The sequence below is a fragment of the Flavobacterium sp. AC105 genome (genome assembly GCF_979258495.1).
Map to the genome: position 1 here is coordinate 4,368,482 of NZ_OZ409860.1, position 22,650 is coordinate 4,391,131.

The window sequence follows — 22,650 nt, forward strand, 5'->3', positions numbered from 1 at the left end:
GGCGACGACCCCCGATAGCTATCGGGGCTCCCGCATAATTGCAATATTTTATAAAACAAAAAACCCCATTCGTTAGAATAGGGTTTTTCAAAGAAAGGCGACGACATACTCTCCCACATAACTGCAGTACCATCTGCGCAGGCGGGCTTAACTACTCTGTTCGGGATGGGAAGAGGTGAGCCCCGCCGCAATAACCACCTTAAGGTTGTTAGTCTAAAGTCACAAGTCTTAAAGTACAAAAGTCTTTTGACTTTATGACTTTAATCTTTCGACTTAAAGACTGCTCGCGTCGAGCAAATATCTTAACATACTGAGATAAAGAAAAGTATTTTTATTTATTATTTTTAGAAAGTTTCTTCCTCCCGTCTTTTGGACGGGAGGAAAAGGGTGTACATAAGCTTACGGATTATTAGTACTACTCGACTATGACATTACTGCCTTTACATCTATAGCCTATCAACGTGGTCATCTTCCACGATCCTTAAAAGAAATCTCATCTTGTGGTGGGTTTCGCGCTTATATGCTTTCAGCGCTTATCCCTTCCAAACGTAGCTACTCTGCGGTGCCCCTGGCGGGACAACAGATACACTAGAGGTTTGTCCAATTCGGTCCTCTCGTACTAGAATCAGATCCACTCAAATTTCTAACGCCCACAGTAGATAGAGACCGAACTGTCTCACGACGTTCTGAACCCAGCTCGCGTGCCACTTTAATGGGCGAACAGCCCAACCCTTGGGACCTTCTCCAGCCCCAGGATGTGACGAGCCGACATCGAGGTGCCAAACCCCCCCGTCGATATGAGCTCTTGGGGGAGATCAGCCTGTTATCCCCGGCGTACCTTTTATCCTTTGAGCGATGGCCCTTCCATGCGGAACCACCGGATCACTATGCTCTACTTTCGTACCTGATCGACCTGTATGTCTCTCAGTCAAGCTCCCTTATGCCATTGCACTCTACGCACGGTTACCAAGCGTACTGAGGGAACCTTTAGAAGCCTCCGTTACTCTTTTGGAGGCGACCACCCCAGTCAAACTACCCACCAAGCAATGTCCCCCGCAAAACGGGGTTAGGCCTCAGATAAACAAAGGGTTGTATTTCAACAATGACTCCACAACGCCTGGCGACGCCGCTTCAAAGTCTCCAACCTATCCTACACATCATTTATCCAAGGTCAATACTAAGCTATAGTAAAGGTGCACAGGGTCTTTTCGTCCCACTGCGGGTAAACGGCATCTTCACCGTTACTACAATTTCACCGAGCTCATGGCTGAGACAGTGTCCAGATCGTTACACCATTCGTGCAGGTCGGAACTTACCCGACAAGGAATTTCGCTACCTTAGGACCGTTATAGTTACGGCCGCCGTTTACTGGGGCTTCAATTCAATGCTTCTCCGAAGATAACATCTCCTCTTAACCTTCCAGCACCGGGCAGGTGTCAGGCCCTATACTTCATCTTACGATTTTGCAGAGCCCTGTGTTTTTGATAAACAGTCGCCTGGACCTCTTCACTGCGGCCCTGTATTGCTACAGGGCGACCCTTCTCCCGAAGTTACGGGTCTATTTTGCCTAATTCCTTAGCCATGAATCTCTCGAGCACCTTAGGATTCTCTCCTCAACTACCTGTGTCGGTTTACGGTACTGGTACTAATTACCTGAAGTTTAGAGGTTTTTCTTGGAAGCCCTTAGGCGCACTATCTCTTTGTCCGAAGACGCCGAGTACTATCGTATTTCCCCAAGACGCGTGGATTTGCCTGCGCATCTTATAGGTAGGTACTTCAACGAACTATTCCGTCAGTTCGCGGCGCTTTCATCACTCCGTCACCCCATCACAGTAATTAGTAGTACGGGAATATTAACCCGTTGGCCATCGACTGTCCCTTTCGGGTTCGCCTTAGGACCAGACTAACCCACAGCTGATTAGCATAGCTGTGGAAACCTTAGTTTTTCGGTGTGCGGGTTTCTCGCCCGCATTATCGTTACTTATGCCTACATTTTCTTTTCCAGCCGGTCCAGCATACCTGACGATACACCTTCAACCCTGCTGGAATGCTCCCCTACCACTTAGAGTAAACTCTAAATCCATAGCTTCGGTAATACGCTTATGCCCGATTATTATCCATGCTCGTCCGCTCGACTAGTGAGCTGTTACGCACTCTTTAAATGAATGGCTGCTTCCAAGCCAACATCCTAGCTGTCTGGGCAGACAAACCTCGTTCTTTCAACTTAGCGTATATTTGGGGACCTTAGCTGATGGTCTGGGTTCTTTCCCTCTCGGACTTGGACCTTAGCACCCAAGCCCTCACTGTTATGAAACATTATATAGCATTCGGAGTTTGTCAGGAATTGGTAGGCGGTGAAGCCCCCGCATCCAATCAGTAGCTCTACCTCTATATAACTTTACGCATAACGCTGCACCTAAATGCATTTCGGGGAGTACGAGCTATTTCCGAGTTTGATTGGCCTTTCACCCCTACCCACAGGTCATCCGAAGACTTTTCAACGTCAACCGGTTCGGACCTCCACACTGTGTTACCAGCGCTTCATCCTGCCCATGGGTAGATCACACGGTTTCGCGTCTAACACTACTGACTAAAGCGCCCTATTCAGACTCGCTTTCGCTACGGATCCGTGGCTTAACCACTTAACCTTGCCAGCAACGTTAACTCGTAGGCTCATTATGCAAAAGGCACGCCGTCACCCCACGAAAGGGCTCCGACCGCTTGTAAGCGTATGGTTTCAGGATCTATTTCACTCCGTTATTCACGGTTCTTTTCACCTTTCCCTCACGGTACTGGTTCACTATCGGTCTCTCAGGAGTATTTAGCCTTAGCGGATGGTCCCGCCAAATTCAGACAGGGTTTCACGTGCCCCGCCCTACTCAGGATACCACTATCTATTATACTCGTTACCCATACGGGACTATCACCCTCTTTGGTGTCGCTTTCCAGCAACTTCCGGTTCCTTGTACATAAAATATCGTGGTCCTACAACCCCAGAATTGCCGTAACAACACTGGTTTGGGCTAATCCGCGTTCGCTCGCCACTACTTACGGAATCACTTTTGTTTTCTTCTCCTCCGCCTACTTAGATGTTTCAGTTCAGCGGGTTTGCCCACCTATCGGTGTACTATGTCTTCAACATAGTGGGTTGCCCCATTCAGGTATCTACGGATCAATCGGTGTGTGCCCGTCCCCGTAGCTTTTCGCAGCTTATCACGCCTTTCATCGCCTCTGAGAGCCAAGGCATCCCCCATACGCCCTTATTTTGCTTATTGTACCAATCATAAATTAATATGACCGTTTTTTTTTGTCTTTTATTACTCGTATCGCTACTCATAACAAAAAACGCTTTCTACTTTTTATTATTTTCTTATCTCAATATGTCAATGAACTTTACGGGCTTCGCGCTTTACGCACTAGGCTTTAAGCTTACAGCCTATGGCTTATAGCTTTTTGTGGAGAATAACGGAGTCGAACCGTTGACCTCCTGCGTGCAAGGCAGGCGCTCTAGCCAGCTGAGCTAATCCCCCTTTTTAATTAAAAATTAAAAATCGTGAATTAAAAATTATGAACTTTTTGATTCTTAATCTTTCAACTTCTAAAATTTCCTTTTTTTTAAGTTTGCAGTCTTTTTAGTTTGTTGTTTTTTCTTATAACTTACAATTCATAATTTATAATCAACAATTTAAAAAGTAGTCCCGGGCAGACTCGAACTGCCGACCCCTACATTATCAGTGTAGTACTCTAACCAGCTGAGCTACGAGACTCTGTTTTACTTAAAATTTAGTATTTGAACTAACAGCAAGAGTAATGAAATTTTGTGATTCAGAACCTTCAAGATTAACATCTTTTTTCCCCATCGTGCATTACTGCTAACAATTGGGGCTCTAGAAAGGAGGTGTTCCAGCCGCACCTTCCGGTACGGCTACCTTGTTACGACTTAGCCCTAGTTACCAGTTTTACCCTAGGCAGCTCCTTGCGGTCACCGACTTCAGGCACCCCCAGCTTCCATGGCTTGACGGGCGGTGTGTACAAGGCCCGGGAACGTATTCACCGGATCATGGCTGATATCCGATTACTAGCGATTCCAGCTTCACGGAGTCGAGTTGCAGACTCCGATCCGAACTGTGACCGGTTTTATAGATTCGCTCCTGGTCGCCCAGTGGCTGCTCTCTGTACCGGCCATTGTAGCACGTGTGTAGCCCAAGGCGTAAGGGCCGTGATGATTTGACGTCATCCCCACCTTCCTCACAGTTTGCACTGGCAGTCTTGTTAGAGTTCCCGACATGACTCGCTGGCAACTAACAACAGGGGTTGCGCTCGTTATAGGACTTAACCTGACACCTCACGGCACGAGCTGACGACAACCATGCAGCACCTTGTAAATTGTCTTGCGAAAGTTCTGTTTCCAAAACGGTCAATCTACATTTAAGCCTTGGTAAGGTTCCTCGCGTATCATCGAATTAAACCACATGCTCCACCGCTTGTGCGGGCCCCCGTCAATTCCTTTGAGTTTCATTCTTGCGAACGTACTCCCCAGGTGGGATACTTATCACTTTCGCTTAGCCACTGAGTTTGCACCCAACAGCTAGTATCCATCGTTTACGGCGTGGACTACCAGGGTATCTAATCCTGTTCGCTACCCACGCTTTCGTCCATCAGCGTCAATCCATTAGTAGTAACCTGCCTTCGCAATTGGTATTCCATGTAATCTCTAAGCATTTCACCGCTACACTACATATTCTAGTTACTTCCTAATAATTCAAGTTTAACAGTATCAATGGCCGTTCCACCGTTGAGCGATGGGCTTTCACCACTGACTTATTAAACCGCCTACGGACCCTTTAAACCCAATGATTCCGGATAACGCTTGGATCCTCCGTATTACCGCGGCTGCTGGCACGGAGTTAGCCGATCCTTATTCTTACGATACCGTCAAGCTGCTTCACGAAGCAGTGTTTCTTCTCGTATAAAAGCAGTTTACAATCCATAGGACCGTCATCCTGCACGCGGCATGGCTGGATCAGGCTTGCGCCCATTGTCCAATATTCCTCACTGCTGCCTCCCGTAGGAGTCTGGTCCGTGTCTCAGTACCAGTGTGGGGGATCTCCCTCTCAGGACCCCTACCCATCGTAGCCTTGGTAAGCCGTTACCTTACCAACTAGCTAATGGGACGCATGCTCATCTTTTACCGTTGTGACTTTAATATAATCCCGATGCCGAGTCTATATACTATGAGGTATTAATCCAAATTTCTCTGGGCTATCCCTCTGTAAAAGGTAGATTGCATACGCGTTACGCACCCGTGCGCCGGTCTCTGCTTCCGAAGAAACATACCCCTCGACTTGCATGTGTTAAGCCTGCCGCTAGCGTTCATCCTGAGCCAGGATCAAACTCTTCATCGTATATTGTGTGCTCTAATTAATTAAAGCTAATTATTATCGATGCTTCTCTATCGGTTCTTCTCGAATCTCGCGATTCCTTTACTCTTATTCTTTTGCTCTAACATCTCTGTTAAAGCGGCTGTCAATTCAATATGTCTACGAACGTGTCTTTCAATCTTGTTTCGCTTGTGTTTCAAAGCGGGTGCAAAAGTAGAAAACTTATTTTAATCTGGCAAATGTTTTTTGAAGTTTTTTTTAAGAAATTTTACTTTCTTTTTCCCTCCTAAACCTTGCCAATCTCTCAATGAACTTTCCCTGTTTTGCGGGGTGCAAATGTAACTTCTGTTTTTAAATCTCACAAGCTTTTTGGAATCTTTTTTGAAAAAAAATTTTCATCCTAAATTCGTTTGCCTGTCAGTATTTCAGTGAACGTCTGTCGTTGTTGCGGGTGCAAAAGTACCACCTTTATTTACATTTACAAGGGTTTTTATTATATATTTTCCATCTTTTTCAAAACTTTTTCTTAACACTCTGATAACAGTAAACTTAGGTTTTGATATTTTTTGTCGCTTATGAGAATTTTCTGCGGAGTTTTGTATTTATCGTAATTGTATGATTGTTTGATATAGTGTTTTTATAGACTTCTAAGTTCAAACTTGTGTTTCCTGAGAACTTTTTAATAAAACCTTATTAGCGATTTTTATGGTGATTTGAGTGTTTAGGAGAGTTTTATAATGAAATTGCAAAGGCGCTAAGTTTTCTTTGGCGGTTTCTTTCTTAATATCATTAATGTTTTCTTCTGGAAACTGATGCCCTAGCCCCGATAGAAACGGAAATCCTTTTGTGCCGGTCCGATAGTTATCGGAAGGCACAAAAGATTGTAGTGGATAGCAAGAAATAGCTTCTAAATAAAAATTAAATTCCAAATTTTAAAAATTCCAAATTCCAATCTTGAAAATTGCTTCGTCTGTTCGCTAATGCTCGAGTCCAAATTCCAATTGCCACGATGCTTCTCCCGTCCCGAAGTTTCGGGATCGGGACGCGCAGCAGGACAAAAACTAGACTTATTATTATAACAGAAACTTATCCTTATATATAGGTGCAAAAAAACAAACCCGACAGCTTTTAGAAACTGTCGGGTTATGGCGAGTGAAATTTACTCTTATATATAGTATGCAAAAATGTACCTTATATATAGGTGTCGATAATTAGTTTAAAGCATCGATTACTTCTTTGGTGATTTGAATGCTTTTTAGTTTTGCCTGATGATCGAAAATTGGGCTTGTTACCATCAATTCGTCAATTCTGGAATAATCTATGAACTTTTTAAGGTCGATTATTAATTGTTCTTTGTTTCCGGTAAAAGTACATGCGGTCATTTGATTGACATGAAAGCGTTCTTCTTCGCCCATGATATCGTCTAAAGACGGAACTGGCGGCTGTAAACCTTTACGATCACCGCGAATTAAATTCAGGAACATTTGATATAAACTCGTGGATAGAAATTCGGCTTCTTCATTTGTATCTGCGGCAACGATATTAACACATGCCATTGTTTTGGGTTTGTCTAAAACTGCGGATGCCTGGAAATTTTCGCGATAAAACTCAAACGCCTGAATCATTTGGCGTGGTGCGAAATGTCCGGCGAATGCGTAAGGCAATCCGTAAGCTGCAGCAAGAGCAGCACTTTCCATACTTGAACCTAAAATCCAAATAGGAATATTTGCACCTTCGGCAGGAAATGCGCGAACTTTTGCTGTAGCATTTTCTAATGAAAAATAATCCTGAAGCTTGCTTACATTTTGAGGGAATCGCTGTGCCTGCTCAAAAAAGTCTTTTCGGATTGCTTCGGCTGTTGGCTGATCTGTTCCCGGCGCTCTTCCTAATCCTAAATCGATTCGGTTTGGATAAAGTGTTTCTAAGGTTCCAAATTGTTCGGCTACTATTAAAGGAGAATGATTCGGTAACATGATTCCGCCTGAACCTACGCGAATATTTTTTGTCTGACTGGCGATATAACCAATTAAAACTACGGTTGCAGTACTTGCAACATGTGCCATATTATGGTGTTCGGCGAGCCAAAAACGTTTATAATCTAATTGATCCGCGAGTTGCGCTATGTCTTTTGTTTTTTGAAATGTTTCGGTGGCGTTGCTATCTTGTGTGATGATAGCGAGTTCTAGTATGGAGACTGAAATTGGGTTTTTCATGAAAATTTTTGATTTATACAAAATTAATTCATTTATGGAGATGTCTTTTCTTTTCTTGTGTTAATAGAATTATAATGTTTTATTGTAGGACAAAAAAAGCATTTGAAATTACAAATTTTGATAACCAATTATTGTTTTACGATAATTAATTATACATTTGCAATATCAAAACTAAATTTAGTCACAAATGAAAACCACTTACATTGTTTCGAAAATCTTATTTTATGTTACACGATTTCTGTCTATTGTTTATTTTACATTATCATTTTATTCTTTGCTTACTTTAAGTACAGGATGGTTTTTGAACTTTAAGGATAACGGAAAGTATTTTCAGATTTGTTATCCTTTCACAGAACATCCTTTAATGTTAGGCGACTATAATCTTCCTTATATTATTTTTGAGTTTCTGTCGCCTTTGAGTCTTTATGGGCTTTTCTTTTTACTGATTAGTAATGTATTCAAAGTATTTTTTCAACCTAAATTGTTTACTCAAAACGGAATTAATCATTTAAGGCGATTTTATCTGGCTAATTTACTTTTGCCAAGTGCGGTGATATTTTTAGCTTCATTTTTTGTTTCGCTTGATAATGAAGTCAGCATTTTTATCGTGCTGCATTTTATGCTGGGTGTATTTGCTTATTTTTTAGCTGCCATTTTTAAACAAGGATTAAACCTTCAGAACGAACAAGACTTATTTATATAATCATGCCAATAATTGTAAACGTTGATGTCATGCTTGCGAAACGTAAGATGCAAAGTAAAGAGTTGGCTGAAAAACTAGAAATTACACCAGCCAATTTATCGATACTTAAAACCGGAAAGGCCAAAGGAATTCGGTTTGATACTCTTGAAGCTATTTGTAAAATACTGAATTGCCAGCCTGGTGATATTTTAGAGTACGTAAGCGAATAAATCTTTTTTAAATCTATTATAAAAATCGACTCTTTGAGGTCGACAGGAATTCTATTGCCTAATTTTTTCTCAATCATCATTTAAATAATCATTAAATCAATCAAAAAATGAACAGTTTATCAATCAAAAATCTCAGCAAAATGTATGAGAACGGCACGCAGGCATTAAATGACGTGTCATTGGAAATTACTAACGGAATGTTTGGCTTATTGGGTCCAAACGGAGCCGGAAAATCGACCTTAATGCGAACTATTGCGGCTTTGCAAGAACCTACTTCGGGAGGTATTGAATTTAACGGAATTAATATTCTTGAAAATCCAATGTTTATCAGAGAAAATCTCGGATACCTTCCTCAGGAATTTGGTGTTTATCCTAAAATTTCAGCTTATCGCTTATTAGATCATTTGGCTGTCTTGAAAGGAATTGTGAATACACAGGAAAGACACGATCAAATTCTGACTTTATTACAACAAACTAATTTACTGCAACACAAGGATAAAGCGGTTCACTCCTTCTCTGGCGGAATGCGTCAGCGGTTTGGTATTGCGCAGGCATTGCTTGGAAATCCGAAGATTATTATCGTCGATGAACCTACGGCTGGTCTTGATCCTGAAGAAAGAAATCGTTTCAATAATCTTTTAAGCGAAATTGGCGAAAGCATTATTGTGCTTTTATCGACTCATATTGTCGAAGATGTTCGTGATCTGTGTACCAAAATGGCGATTATTTCGAGTGGAAAATTGATTTTAGAAGGAAATCCAAATGAAACAATCGATTTATTGAAGGATAAAATCTGGATGAAAGTAATTCATAAAAATGAATTAACAGATTATCAAGCCCATTTTAATATTATTTCGTCGCATTTGAATTCCGGTAAATTGAATATTCATGTTTTTTCGGATCAACAGCCGGATTTTGGTTTCAACTTAATTTCACCTGATTTAAGCGATGTTTACTTTAGTGTTTTAGCTCAAAATCAATTTAAAAAATAACGTTATGTTCTCAAAATTAATTCAATTTGAATGGCATAACAATACCAGAAACTGGAGCTTTTATGCCACATTTTTAGTTTATTTAGTTTTAGGATTTTTTATGAGTGCTTTTGCGAATTTCTCCTTTTCCAGCGCTTATAAAAATAGTCCTTATGTTCTGACTTACGCCATTGGTTTGATTTCTTTGATGACGATATTCTCTACAACACTTCAAGTTGCACAGAATTTTCTAAAAGAATACGAAACTAAATTTGACACCATTATCTTCACAACCCCAATTTCTAAATTTCATTATTTAGGAAGTAAATTTATTGTCGGTTTTAGTATTGCCGTTGTTTCTTTTGGCATGTTTATCGTCGGGATGATGATTGGACATCAAATGCCCTGGCTTTCAAAAGATGAAATTGGTACTTTCTATATTATCAATTATCTATGGCCATATTTGGTTTTGGTGATTCCCAATATAATATTGTGTCTTTCTATTTTAACAACTTTGGCCTGGTTAACGCGAAGCAAGTTTTTTATTTATGTTGGCGGTTTCCTGATTTACATTTTATATATCGCGGGTTCGCTTTTCTCCAACTCTCCTATTTTTGCAAATGCTTCGCCTTCGTCTGCGGCGGCGATGTCTTTTGCAGCAAAAATAGATCCGTTTGGGTTGGCGGCATTTTTAGAGCAAACCAGATATTGGACTTCAATTCAAAAAAATACTGATCTGCTTGGATTATCGGGTAATTTTTTATTGAATAGAATGCTCTGGTCATGCGTTTCTCTTGTATTATTATTCTTGTCTTATAAATTATTTTCTTTCCGAAAAACGAAAACTAAAAAGGTAAAATCATCTAAAGTTTTAAAAACAGAAGTCATTTCATTTTCTAATGAATCTCCAAAAAATATGGAATTTAGGACTTTCAGACATAATTTTCTGGTTTTTAAAAGTTACACTAAAATGGATTTTTCCCTTATTCTAAAAGGAATTCCATTTCTGTTGATTGTTCTTTTATTTTCGGGATTGCTTTTAATTGAAATTTCTGATGAGATTGATGGCGGAATCAGATTGGCGCAAAATATTACGAATACGGCTTTGATGATTAGCACAATTATGGATTGTTTGCCGTTTATTCTCATTATTATTCTGCTTTTTTATAGCAATGAATTGATAAACCGAAGCGAAACGTCCCGATTTGAAATGCTGGAAAACACAACTCCTTATCAACAAACGGTCGTTTTAATCTCAAAAATCATTTCGCTTTTTACGATTCCGCTTCTTATAATTGCTTTGAGCATTTTGATTGGTTGTAGTTTTCAAATCGTTCATGCCAATGCGCCTATAGAATTTGGACTTTATCTTTCGCTATTTTATTATTTGGGCTTACCCATCCTATTGATTTCGATTTTAATTGTTTTTATTCAAACCATTATTCCTAATAAATATTTAGGTCTTTCGGCAGCGACTATTATTACGATCTTGGTCAGTACGGGAATTGGCGAACAATTAGGTATTTCCCATCCTTTATTGAGGTTTGGAGATTCTTTCAAAAGAGAATATTTTGATTTGAATGGTTTCGGAAAATATACATTTCCGTTTCATGTTTCGATGTTGTATAATTCAGGATTGGCTTTGATGCTGCTAATCGCGACAGGAATTTTATGGAAACGAAATGCTTCTATCCTGAAATCATTTCGAAGACATTCGTTTAATGCTATTCAAAAAGCAGTTTTTGCTTTCGGAATTCTTCTTTTTATTGGTTTTGGAAGTTATCTCTTTTATAAAACCAATATTGAATATCCTTATATTACTGAAGAAGATCAAAATAATTGGAGTGAGCAATATGAGTTGAAATTTAAAAAATATGCTGATTTACCTCAACCAACGATTACTTCTGTAAAAAGCAACGTTGATTTATTTCCATCAGAAAACCGTTATGAGGTAAAAGGAACGTATGAAATAATCAATAATTCTGAAAACCCAATTGATAGTTTACTCCTATATATAGATCGAAATTCGAAACTAACTTCAATTGAAATTCCGGATGCTAAAAAATTAGGTGATGTTTCTAAATTCAATCATTATTGGTTTCGATTAGCAAAACCACTAGAACCTCATCAGAAAATGGAAATTTCATTTTCGTTTGAATCAAGCTGGTCGCCGTTTAAAGGTCATACTCCTTTTAATTCGATTATAGAAAATGGTTCTTTTATGCGAATAAGTCGTTATTATCCCACTTTTGGTTATCAGGATTCTAATGAAATTGAAAGTAAAAAAGAACGCTTAAAAAGATATTTGAAACCTCAAAGTCCGCTTAAAAAATTAGAAAATAAAACATCAATTCCATATAATTTTATTGATTATGAAACTGTAGTTTCGACTTCTGAAAGTCAAACGGTAATTGGAGTTGGAGATTTAATTGGAAAATGGACCAAAAATAATCGCAATTATTTTCATTATAAATCAAATGGAAAAATTCCGTTTCGGTTTGCTTTCGCTTCCGCGGAATATCAAATTCAGAAAACAAATTATAAAGAAATTTCAATTGAAGTTTATTATGATAAAAGGCATTCCCGGAATGTTGCTAAACTGATTCAAGATGTAAAAAACACTTTAGATTATTGCCAAACCAACTTTGGTAAATATCCTTATAAAACGATTCGTTATGCCGAAGTTTCTGCTTTCGCCGATGGTTTTGCAGCGACTTCTTATCCTTCGACGGTTTATATGAAAGAGAATTTTGGTTTTTATAGTGATTTAAATCATCGCGATAAAGAAGATGTAATCAATCAATTAACGGCGCATGAATTGTCGCACGAATGGTGGGGAAATGCACAAATTAGTCCGGAGCAAAAAGAAGGAAGCTGGATTTTGACCGAGACTTTAGCCAATTATACGGAACTGATGCTTTATGAAAAAGAACATGGTTTGGAGAAAGCTTTGGAAACTTTAAAAATTCATCTCGATTTGTATTTGAGCAGCCGAAGCTATGATCCTGAAACGCCTCTTTATAAAACCAATTATGATACCCCATATTTGCCCTATGATAAAGGAATGCTTGTGATGCATCAATTGCGATTGTTGATTGGAGAAAAAAAGGTAAATCTGGCTTTGCAACGTTTCCTAAATCATTATAAATACCCAAACAAAACGCCGGATTCTGAAGATTTATTGAAGGAGATTTATTCGGTTACAGATTCTAAGCTTCATTATAAATTAGATGAAATGTTTAAACAGATTATTACCTATTCATCAAATGTAGTTAAAGTTGAAAGTCAGCAGAAAAATGGTTTTTATGAAGTTTCGTTTAAAGTAAATTCTGAAAAATATTCAGAGAATGCGACTGGAAAACGAAAACTTCTTCCGAATGATGCTACAATAGATATCGGGATTTATGATGAAAACGGAAAATTATTTTGTTATCCATTTTCTATAAAGAATAATTCCCTTGAAGGGAAAATTAAACTCAAAACCAAACCTCAACGTATTGTTGTTGATCCGTATTTAAAAAATATAGATACTTTTTATAAAGACAACGAAAAGGAAATTAATTAATTTTTTTGCCACAGATTAAAAGATTTTCACAGATTTGCAAAATCTGCGTGAAATAAAATCTTTCTAATCTTTTAATCTGTGGCAAAATTATTTTTATTTGAGTTCAATCGTAATTAATTTATGATTGGTTTTTCCATCGCTTAAAACTTTAAAATCAGGTGAATTAGATTCTATTTCAAATTTTGAAGGAGTATTAACTAATAATGAAATAGCACGATATCTGAATGTTTCCGGAATTTCCGGAAGTTCAATTGTTACTAGCCCTTCCTTATTATTTTGTTCATAATTGATTTTGATTCTGTCACGAAGCCAGATATATTCGTAAACTTCCTGCCACGGCGCCATCCAGATAGTATCGTCTCCTTTTGCTCCGTATTTATTGGCAATTGTGGTCATATAATATTTAAAATCAGGGAAACGCATGCTTAAATTCCAAAGATTTTGATTTCCAACTCCGTGCGTAAATTCGTTATACCAAACTGGACTTGGTGACTTTGCAACTGCGTCCAAATTCTCCAAAAAATGATCCATAGTTTTAAAACCAATCGTGTCTTTTGAGCTTTGCACAAAAGTTCTTGCATAAATCATTTTATCAAGGTTTACTTTTTCATTTACATTAATTACCGGTCCTGAACCAACATAAGATGCTACCGAAAAAGAACCATTTGCCAATGCGTCTCTTTCATATTCTAATTGATATCCGGGATCGCTTTCTCCGCCGGGAACTACAAACTGAGAAATGGTAAATCCTAAATTTTGTTTTATTGAAGTCGTATTTTCGGTTACTTCAGTCAAAAAAATAGTGCCGTGTTTGGTTGCATGATGAAAACCGTGGTTCAAAATATCCCAACCGGCATTGTACATTTCTTTTACTTCCGGCCACGAAAGATGTCCGCGATTGGCTGGCAAATCGCCAATTGCTGCGCCATTAATCGCCAAACCTAACTTAAACGGAATTTTATTTCCTAATCCGTCAGAATATAAAAGCCCTTTTGAGGTTGTTCCGTCTCCGCCCTGATCATTTTTCCATTCACTTTTTGATGGTCCGTTAATTTTTCCTCCATTCAATAACGGAAAAGCGGTTAAATAAGCCGACCGATATCCGTCATCAACCGTAAAACTGTAGGCTAAATGTTTATTAAATTTTAATGCTGAAGGCTCAATTTTTACTTTCTCATTTGACTTTAGTTTTATTTTGAATGAGATTGATTTTGATTTTAATGAATCTGTATTTGAATTATTTGCAGAACAAAAAAATACGCCATTGATTATGAGAATTGTAGTGAATAAAAATGTTTTCATTCGGAGTTGTGGTATTTCCATTTTAGGGATAAGATTTAGAGTTTCTAAAGATACATTTCTTTAAAATTAAAACTATTTAAAAAATGATATTTCAATATTATCAATTGTATTTTAACGAAATAAGAATAATTTATTAAAAACAAAACCTACAAAACATTGATAATCAATAACATAAAACAAGGCATTTAATTTGGTTCATTTTAGACATGCAATTCAAATTTAACAAAGCTGGAGATATATAAAAGCTTCCGGAATGAACAAAATATTTATTTACAGAAAAACATGCAGCTTAATTTTTAATCAGAAACAAAAGGGTAAAATAGTAGAAACTAATTTAAAAACACCATTATGAATCTATCACATACTAAAACTATTGTGTTTATTACAGGAGCATTCGTTAGCCATTCTTGTTGGGATGAATGGATCGTTTTTTTTGAAAATAAAGGTTACAAAACGGTTGCGCCGCCGTGGCCTAACAAAAATGAATCGGCTGAAGTTTTAAGAAGCAGACATCCGGACGAAAAAGTGGCTTCGATACGATTGCAAAACCTGATTGATTATTATACTGAAATAATTGAAAAACTTCCGAATAAACCAATCCTGATCGGACATTCATACGGAGGGCTTTTGACACAATTATTACTTCAAAAAGATCTTGCGACGGCCGGAATAGCGATACATTCTGTTGCTCCACAAGGATTAATAACGTTTAAATTTTCATTTTATAAAGCGAGCTGGGGCGCTTTAGGATTTTTTACTTCACTAAAAAAGACCTTTTTAATGCCGTTTAAACAATGGCAATATGCGTTTACAAACGGAATGTTGTTTGAAGAACAAAAAGAGGCTTATGAAAAATTAGTGGTTCCGGAATCTAAATTGGCCTTGAGGGATGGTTTGACTAAAACTGCCAAAATTGATTTCAGGAAAAAACATGCTCCTTTATTAATTATCGCAGGTGCTGAAGATCATATTATTCCTTCGTCTTTAAATTATTCGAATTTTAAAAAGTACAAAAACTTCGATTCTATAACAACTTTTAAGGAATTTAGAGGTCGAAATCATTTTGTTTTAGGACAATCTAACTGGAAAGAAGTGGCGAATTTTAGTGCGGATTGGCTAGAAAAAATAGATTAAATTTTGTTAAACACGAATTTCACTAATTTTCACGAATTCTGTTTGTGAATTAATTTCACAAACCTGGCTAACGCTTCAAATTAGTGAAAATTAATAAAATTCGTGTTTTATTTTTATAGACAATAGTCTAATTTAATTCTCGTTTAATTTCTAATTTCTTGATTTTTGAATTTAATGTCGATGGATGAATATCTAAAATTTCAGCGGCACCGCCAATTCCGGATATTTTTCCGTTGCATTTTTTCAGAATATATAAAATATAATCGCGTTCGTTTTCTAAAATAGTTTTAATCGAAAAAGATTCGCTTACTTCTTCTGCATGCATTTTTGAAGATGGCGAAACCTCAATTTCCTTAATCGTATTTCCGTCGGTTAGCAAAATCGCACGCTGAATACTGTGTTCTAATTCTCTTATATTTCCCGGCCAATTATAATTCATTATTTGCTGCAAAGCATGTTCGGCAAGAATTGGCGCTTTTCTGCCCATTTTCTCACTATATACCTTTATAAAATGATTCGTTAATTCCGGAATATCTTCTTTTCGTTTTTTTAATGATGGAACCATAATCGGGAAAACATGCAGGCGATAATACAAATCCATTCTAAATCTTCCTGCTGCAACTTCTTCTTCCAGATTTTTATTGGTTGCCGCAATAATTCTCACATCAACTTTTATAGACGAAGCTCCGCCAATGCGTTCAATTTCTCTTTCCTGCAAAACCCTCAATAATTTTACCTGAAGTTCCATAGGCATCTCTCCTATTTCATCTAGAAAAATAGTTCCGCCATTGGCCAGTTCAAACTTACCAATACGTTTATCCATTGCTCCGGTAAACGCTCCTTTTTCATGCCCGAAAAGTAATGATTCTGCCAGATTTTCCGGTATCGCACCACAATTTATGATGACAAGAGGTTTATCTTTTCGAGGTGATAAAGCGTGAATACTTTGAGCAATTTTTTCTTTCCCGGTTCCGCTTTCGCCTAAAACTAAAACCGAAGTATCGGATGGGGCAACTTTTCGGATATAATCAAAAACGGTCATCATTTGTGTACTATTTCCAATAATTCCTTCAAACCCAATTTTTGATTTTTCTGAATTTAAATCTTTTTTTTCCGTTTCTTTTTTGCTTTTTTCATCCAAATTCAAAACTTCGCCTGAATACGTTTTATTAATAAGCTGAACCAGATTATTTTCTAAATTTGATAGTAATTTTAAATTTTCAGCTGAATAAATATTGAAATTCCTACTGTAAAATGTAAAATGAAAAGTTTGAATTGCCGCAATTGAAATTGGAAAAACCAAATAAGATTTTATTCCAAAATTATGTGCGATCAAACCTTTTATCGGTGCATCCTGAAAATTATTAATCAACGATTCTTCGCTATAAATAACAGGTTTCAAATCTACTTTTGATTTTTTATACGTTTCATTTAATTCTTTTACCGAAATATCGGCGATTTTAGAGAATTTTTCAGGATTAATAATCTGATAATCATCTATGTTTTTACGCATCATTCCTAAATTATCATAATGCGTTTTATTGGTAAAACCAACTTCGAGATAATCAAATGAAATAAATGTCTGCATCATTTTTCCAAATTCCAGCAAAACATTTTCTTTTTTTAAATTTGAATTTATAATCGTTTCAATATCACTTTTCAATTGTAATTGCTGTACTAATTGCGATTCCAGACTATATTCCTGACGGTAAAAAGCGATTTCAAGTGTAGTTAAAACGTCTTGTTCCCTAAAAGGTTTTACGATAAAACCATAAGGCTGAGTTGTTTTGGCACAATCTAAAATACTTTTGCTGGAATTGGCGGAAATAAATATAAATCCGATGTAGTTTTCTTTTAAAATTCTGGCCAGATCAATTCCGTTTTTAGTTCCTTTCAAAAAAATATCCAAAAAAACCAAATCAGGTTTTTCCGCTTCAATTTGTTCCAAAGCCTGATCAACAGAACGGGCAATTCCGGTTACTTCATAATTTGCTTTTTCAAGGATTAATTGCAAGTCATGCGCTTCAATAAATTGATCTTCAACAATTAAAATTCGTTTTTTAAATCTCTTTTCAATTGAATTGATTGTAGCATCCGAAGCCGTTTTCATTATTGTGGTATTTTTATTGTTAGAAGACTTGTAATATATTGGTATAAAATTAGTTAATTATTACAATTAAAACAGCAATTTATCCAAATATTAAACATAAAAAACATCTTTTATGTGAATTTTCTTGATATTACTTCATAAAACGATAACAGTTTATATCTATATTTGTTACACCAAAAACCTCTGTAATAATTACTTATAAACCAATTATGAAACACGCATTTTGCCTCTATTTCTTGTTCTTTATTTCAACACTAACTTTCGCACAAGCACCTTCAACTGCAGATTACGACTTAAAGAAAAAACGTTTGCTAATTCATTTTTGTTCTACATTTTTATACGCCATTAATCAAGGAAAAATAGACGAAGACAGTTCGGCTGTTTTGGCCGCAAAAGCGTATAAATTACCACTTTCTTTAAGTTATGATGAAGGTTATAACGATAATGAAAGTGTTTTAATTGGAAGTGATCTTATAGAAAAAGGAAATATTAATGCTGTAAAAAAACTTTTAGGCACATCAAAAGATATAAATCAAATTAAAATATTGCTTCAGCTTGGCAGTTTTTACCTTTTTAAACCCGGAACAAAACCAGAAGATCTTCAAAATGCTTTTACTTATATTAATGGAGCGGTAAAAACCAGCAATCAGCTTAAAATTCAAAAATGGCAGCATCAAAGTTTATTATTACTCGGAAAATATTATGCTCAGATTCATAATAGTATCGAAAGTAAAAAATGTTTTTCTAAAGTTGCAGACGAATGCCGAAAACAAAATGACAAAAAGGCTCTTGCCGATGCGTTAGAAAATCAGGCCAGGTTCTTGCCAAATTTAGCTCCTGAGAAAGAAGAAATCTTAAATGAAGCGATAAAACTATATCAGGATTTAGGTTTAGAAGAAAAAGTCATCGAAACACATTTGGAGCTTATTACCGTTCATTATTTTGGTGGCAATATTAATCTGGCCACTAAAGAATTTTACCAAAGTTTATACCATCAAAGAAAAATTGGCTTTAAGCATATTCAATTTACAGAAGCTACAATATCTTATATAGAGCTTAATATGCACAATTTGAAAAGCGCTTTGTATTATGCTCAAAAAACAATACAAACCATACAAATACTTCATGATTACAATTTTGCTGACACTTTTTACCTGCGTTTCGGGAACGTTTATTTAGTCTTAGGTCATTATGAAGAAGCGCTCGAAATGTACCAAAAAAGTGTACAATTAGGACAGAAAAATATCAGTACCGGAAGTTGGTACAAAAGTTTTATGAGTCTTGTTGCGGCGCTGTCATCAAAAGGAAAAAACCAGGAAGCCATTGATTATATTAATACTGTAACTGCAAAATATCCGCCAACAAATCCTTATGACACAATGATCCTGAATTATACCAGAGCAAATTGCTATGATAAATTAAAAAATTATGCATTGGCAGATAAATATTATAAAGAAATGGATATTGCTGCACAACAATTAAACGGACCAGAAACGGTATATGATGTTGCAAACGCCTATTCGTCAATGTCTTATTTTTATGCTCACAGATTTCAGGCAGACAAAGCTATTTTTTATGCCAATAAAGTTTCGACATTATCCAAGGCAAATCATTTAAACTACAACTCTGTAAATCTCGAAGTTTCAAAATCGATAACAGATTCCTTAAATGGCAATTATCTCTCAGCCTTAAAACATTATCAGGTTTATAAAAAAATGAGCGATTCAGTGATTGATTTTTCAAAAAACAAACAAATAGAAGAACTTAGATTTCAGTATGAAACGCTTAATAAAGAACAAAAAATCAAGCTTTTAAACAAACAATCAAAGCTTCAGGAAAGTGAATTACACAAATCTCAACTCTTGAATAATCTATCAATCTGGAGCTTGATTTTACTTTTAATAACGATTGGTTTATTGTATAACCGTTATCGTTTAAAACAGCGAAACAATATAAAACTTGAACTTAAAGAAAAGGAAATCAGCCAGAAAAACATTAATTTAAGGCATTTACTCGATGAAAAAGAATGGCTTGTAAAAGAAATTCACCATCGTGTAAAAAACAATCTTCAAACCGTTATAAGTCTGCTAAATTCGCAATCAGCTTATCTGGATAATGATATGGCTTTATCGGCAATAAAAAATAGTCAGCACAGGATCCATTCGATGTCGCTGATTCACCAAAAATTGTATAATGCAGAGAATATTTCGACCATAAATATGCCAAATTATATCAAAGAATTAGTCGAATATTTACGAGAATCTTTTTCGCTTGGACAAAGAATTCGGTTTGAAATAAAAATTGATCCATTAGAATTAGATGTTGCTCAGGCCGTTCCGCTTGGACTTATTTTGAATGAAGGAATCACCAATTCTATCAAATATGCTTTTCCCGAAGACCGAACAGGAATGATTTATGTGACACTTGAAGGTGTCTCTGAAAACAACTATTTATTAACGATTTCTGACAACGGAATTGGAATTGATATGAACCTCAGCGCTAAAAAAATCAATTCGTTTGGATTGAGTCTAATAAAAGGTTTAAGTGATGATTTGGACGCAAAATTTACGATGGAAAATAAAAATGGAACGATTTTGAAAATTGAATTTTCGCAAGAATTTCCATTGAATCAAAAAAGAGAACTGATTTAAAACCTAAATTTGTATTTCAAAATGAATTCCTATTCCAGAATTTTCCTCAAATGACACATAAAATTTTAATTATAGACGACGAAGAAAAACTGAGAAGTCTTTTGGCACGCATTATAAAATCAGAAGGATTTGAAGTTTTTGAAGCCAAAGATTTAAAATCAGGTTTTAAAAAACTGGAACAAACCGAAATTGATGTCGTTTTATGTGATGTGAAATTACCGGACGGAAACGGCGTTGATTTCCTGCAAAATATAAAAGGAAGTTTTCCTTTGATCGAAGTTATTCTTTTGACAGCTTTTGGAAATATTCCGGATGGTGTTCAGGCGATGAAAAACGGTGCTTTTGATTATATTGTAAAAGGCGATGATAACGACAAAATTATTCCGCTTTTATACAAAGCCGTTGAAAAAGCACATTTACAGAAAAAGGTACAACAACTCGAAAAACGTATTGGCGATAAATATTCATTTAATTCGATTATAGGCAAATCAAAAGGAATTGAGCAGGTTATTGATCTTGCCAAAAAAGTAGCAAAAACCGATTCGACTGTTTTATTAACGGGTGAAACCGGAACCGGAAAAGAAGTTTTTGCACAAGCGATTCATGAAAACAGCAATCGTGTTGGCAAATCTTTTGTGGCTTTAAACTGCAGTACTTTTAGCAAAGAAATTCTCGAAAGCGAACTTTTCGGACATAAACAAGGTGCTTTTACCGGAGCGTTGAAAGATAAAAAAGGTTTTATTGAAGAAGCAAACGGCGGAACTTTATTTCTGGATGAAATTGGAGAAATGCCAATAGAATTGCAGGCTAAATTATTGCGTGTTTTAGAAACCAGCGAATATATTCCGATTGGAGATACAACTCCCAAAAAATCAAATTTCAGGTTAATTGCCGCAACAAATAGAGATTTAAAAACAGAAAGCGAAGAACACCGTTTTCGTTCTGATTTGTATTTTCGTTTGAATATTTTTGAAATTACGCTTCCGCCTTTACGAGAAAGAATTAAAGATATTGCGCCAATAACTAATTATTTTGTCAAGCAATTTTCTGAAAAAACAAATAAAAAAACTTTATCTATTTCAGATGATTTTCTTCAGAAATTAGAAAATTATTCGTGGCCGGGAAATATTCGTGAACTTAAAAATGTTATCGAAAGATCTGTTATTTTAAGCAGTGGAATTATTTTGACTTCAGATGTTTTACCTTATGAAATGCAGCATCAACCAGAAAAAGCAACAAAATCAATGTCGGCTTTTTCGATGCAAAGTATCGAGAAATTGCATATTCAGAAGGTTTTAAATTATACGAAAGGCAATAAAGCAGAAACAGCACGATTGCTGGAAATTGGAATTGCGACTTTGTATCGAAAGTTAGAAGAATATAGTATTCAATAAAAATTGCAATATCAAAATTCAATATCAAATTAAAATTCCAAATAAAGCTCCAGCGGAGCAAAATATTTATAGCAAATTCAATCGGGGTTTTAATAAAGCTCCAGCGGAGCGATATATTATTTGCTTTTGATTGCAAAATATGTCACCCCCGATGGGGTTTCTATCAAATAACCTTATAATTTTCTATAAATATTACGTCCCGCTTGGACTTAAAATACAATCATCAGCAATGACAATTTTTAATTTTTAATTCCTAATTTTTAATTAAACATTCCTATCATTTCAATAAAAGCTTATCATTTTGATAGGCTTTTTTTATGCCTGATTTCTGGCACGAAACCGCAATCCTTTTATTGGCAATACTTTGCGAGTTATTATACTTTTTCGGAATACATTTTGGCATAAGGAGGAAGAACATAAAAATTCATCCAAAATGAAAAATCAAGTCTCCTCAATCTACAAACAAGCTGAACGCTTTGCTGAGATAACCAAAAAATCTATTATTTCCGGTAATATCGTTCGTGCAAAAAAATGTCTGGCTCTTGCTGAACGCCTGTTTATTAACGGAAGTTTAGAAACTAAAAATGCCATTTCAAACGTGTACATTTTCTCTGTTTCTTCTTTTATGGAAATGCGTCACTGCAACATTTCACATCTTTTTCCTCAAACGCTCAAAGCGGAATATATCAAACAGGTTAATACGTCCGGTGTCTAGTTGTAAAATGTTTTTTGTGAATGTAAAATGACTTGTGTCTCACATTCTACAAAAAATATCCTACTTCTAACATTTTCACATTTCACTAAAAATAAAAATCTATGTTAATCACTTTTCTTTTACTCGCATTGGCTGTTTTGCTTTTTGCTATTTGTTTTAAATCAGTTGAATTTTTTGAAAAAATCTAATCATGACTGCACTATTTATTATTTCCATCGCTGTTTTTTGCTATTTGATTTATGTATTAATCAAACCCGAAAAATTTTAATGATGTAAAAAGTTATAAGTGAGATGTTAGCTGT

At 36.0% G+C, this 22,650-nt stretch carries 13 protein-coding genes, 2 tRNA genes and 3 rRNA genes; 9 read left to right on the top strand and 9 right to left on the bottom strand.

Going from position 1 to position 22,650, the window contains the following annotated elements:
- Positions 1–92 precede the first annotated feature (92 nt).
- The 7 genes from rrf to ACZ0AH_RS18150 all read right to left on the bottom strand — a co-directional run bounded on the left by rrf (position 93) and on the right by ACZ0AH_RS18150 (position 7,594).
- Positions 93–202 (bottom strand): 5S ribosomal RNA (gene rrf / locus ACZ0AH_RS18120).
- Between the two features lie 187 nt (positions 203–389).
- Positions 390–3,275 (bottom strand): 23S ribosomal RNA (locus tag ACZ0AH_RS18125).
- A gap of 181 nt (positions 3,276–3,456) precedes the next feature.
- Positions 3,457–3,530: transfer RNA gene (locus ACZ0AH_RS18130), tRNA-Ala, on the bottom strand.
- A 163-nt stretch (positions 3,531–3,693) separates the two neighbouring features.
- A tRNA-Ile gene (locus tag ACZ0AH_RS18135) sits at positions 3,694–3,767 on the bottom strand.
- Between the two features lie 124 nt (positions 3,768–3,891).
- A 16S ribosomal RNA gene (locus tag ACZ0AH_RS18140) occupies positions 3,892–5,405 on the bottom strand.
- The 16S, 23S and 5S rRNA genes sit together here with 2 tRNA genes alongside, the layout of an rRNA operon.
- A gap of 629 nt (positions 5,406–6,034) precedes the next feature.
- Positions 6,035–6,310 (bottom strand): hypothetical protein, encoded by a 276-nt coding sequence (locus tag ACZ0AH_RS18145; protein ID WP_463477189.1) that lies wholly within the window; start codon positions 6,308–6,310, stop codon positions 6,035–6,037.
- Between the two features lie 282 nt (positions 6,311–6,592).
- Positions 6,593–7,594, bottom strand: coding sequence for an LLM class flavin-dependent oxidoreductase (locus ACZ0AH_RS18150; protein ID WP_463477190.1), 1,002 nt, complete (start codon positions 7,592–7,594; stop codon positions 6,593–6,595).
- Between the two features lie 187 nt (positions 7,595–7,781).
- Between ACZ0AH_RS18150 and ACZ0AH_RS18155 the strand changes: the two genes are divergently transcribed.
- The 4 genes from ACZ0AH_RS18155 to ACZ0AH_RS18170 all read left to right on the top strand — a co-directional run bounded on the left by ACZ0AH_RS18155 (position 7,782) and on the right by ACZ0AH_RS18170 (position 13,042).
- Entirely contained in the window at positions 7,782–8,297 is a 516-nt protein-coding gene (locus ACZ0AH_RS18155) for a DUF2975 domain-containing protein (RefSeq protein ID WP_463477191.1), read from the top strand.
- Positions 8,298–8,299: 2 nt separating this feature from the next.
- Positions 8,300–8,506, top strand: a complete 207-nt coding sequence (locus ACZ0AH_RS18160) for a helix-turn-helix domain-containing protein (RefSeq protein ID WP_463477192.1) — start codon at positions 8,300–8,302, stop codon at positions 8,504–8,506.
- A 107-nt stretch (positions 8,507–8,613) separates the two neighbouring features.
- On the top strand, positions 8,614–9,498 hold the full coding sequence (locus ACZ0AH_RS18165) for an ABC transporter ATP-binding protein (RefSeq protein ID WP_463477193.1): 885 nt from the start codon (positions 8,614–8,616) through the stop codon (positions 9,496–9,498).
- Positions 9,499–9,502: 4 nt separating this feature from the next.
- Positions 9,503–13,042 carry an ABC transporter permease/M1 family aminopeptidase gene (locus tag ACZ0AH_RS18170; protein ID WP_463477194.1) on the top strand — a complete coding sequence of 1,180 codons (3,540 nt, stop codon included), beginning with the start codon at positions 9,503–9,505 and terminating at the stop codon, positions 13,040–13,042.
- Between the two features lie 93 nt (positions 13,043–13,135).
- Here ACZ0AH_RS18170 and ACZ0AH_RS18175 read toward each other — a convergent pair whose 3' ends face one another.
- Positions 13,136–14,365, bottom strand: a complete 1,230-nt coding sequence (locus ACZ0AH_RS18175; RefSeq protein WP_463477195.1) for a polysaccharide deacetylase family protein — start codon at positions 14,363–14,365, stop codon at positions 13,136–13,138.
- A gap of 327 nt (positions 14,366–14,692) precedes the next feature.
- Between ACZ0AH_RS18175 and ACZ0AH_RS18180 the strand changes: the two genes are divergently transcribed.
- Entirely contained in the window at positions 14,693–15,478 is a 786-nt protein-coding gene (locus tag ACZ0AH_RS18180) for an alpha/beta hydrolase (RefSeq protein ID WP_463477196.1), read from the top strand.
- A gap of 127 nt (positions 15,479–15,605) precedes the next feature.
- On the opposite strand, the gene ACZ0AH_RS18185 is transcribed toward ACZ0AH_RS18180, so the two are convergent.
- Positions 15,606–17,588, bottom strand: a complete 1,983-nt coding sequence (locus ACZ0AH_RS18185; RefSeq protein ID WP_463477197.1) for a sigma 54-interacting transcriptional regulator — start codon at positions 17,586–17,588, stop codon at positions 15,606–15,608.
- 209 nt (positions 17,589–17,797) lie between these two features.
- Here ACZ0AH_RS18185 and ACZ0AH_RS18190 point away from each other — a divergent pair, with 209 nt between their 5' ends.
- The 4 genes from ACZ0AH_RS18190 (at position 17,798) to kdpF (ending at position 22,616) form a co-directional block, all read left to right on the top strand.
- The gene (locus ACZ0AH_RS18190; protein WP_463477198.1) at positions 17,798–20,239 is read left to right on the top strand and encodes a histidine kinase dimerization/phosphoacceptor domain -containing protein; all 2,442 of its coding nucleotides are present in this window, start codon (positions 17,798–17,800) and stop codon (positions 20,237–20,239) included.
- Between the two features lie 50 nt (positions 20,240–20,289).
- On the top strand, positions 20,290–21,633 hold the full coding sequence (locus ACZ0AH_RS18195; RefSeq protein ID WP_463477199.1) for a sigma-54-dependent transcriptional regulator: 1,344 nt from the start codon (positions 20,290–20,292) through the stop codon (positions 21,631–21,633).
- Positions 21,634–21,997: 364 nt separating this feature from the next.
- A complete protein-coding gene (locus ACZ0AH_RS18200) occupies positions 21,998–22,348 on the top strand; it encodes a DUF7674 family protein (protein ID WP_463477200.1) in 351 nt (116 codons plus the stop codon).
- Positions 22,349–22,538: 190 nt separating this feature from the next.
- Positions 22,539–22,616, top strand: a complete 78-nt coding sequence (gene kdpF / locus ACZ0AH_RS18205) for a K(+)-transporting ATPase subunit F (protein WP_463478120.1) — start codon at positions 22,539–22,541, stop codon at positions 22,614–22,616.
- The last annotated feature ends 34 nt before the right edge of the window (positions 22,617–22,650 follow it).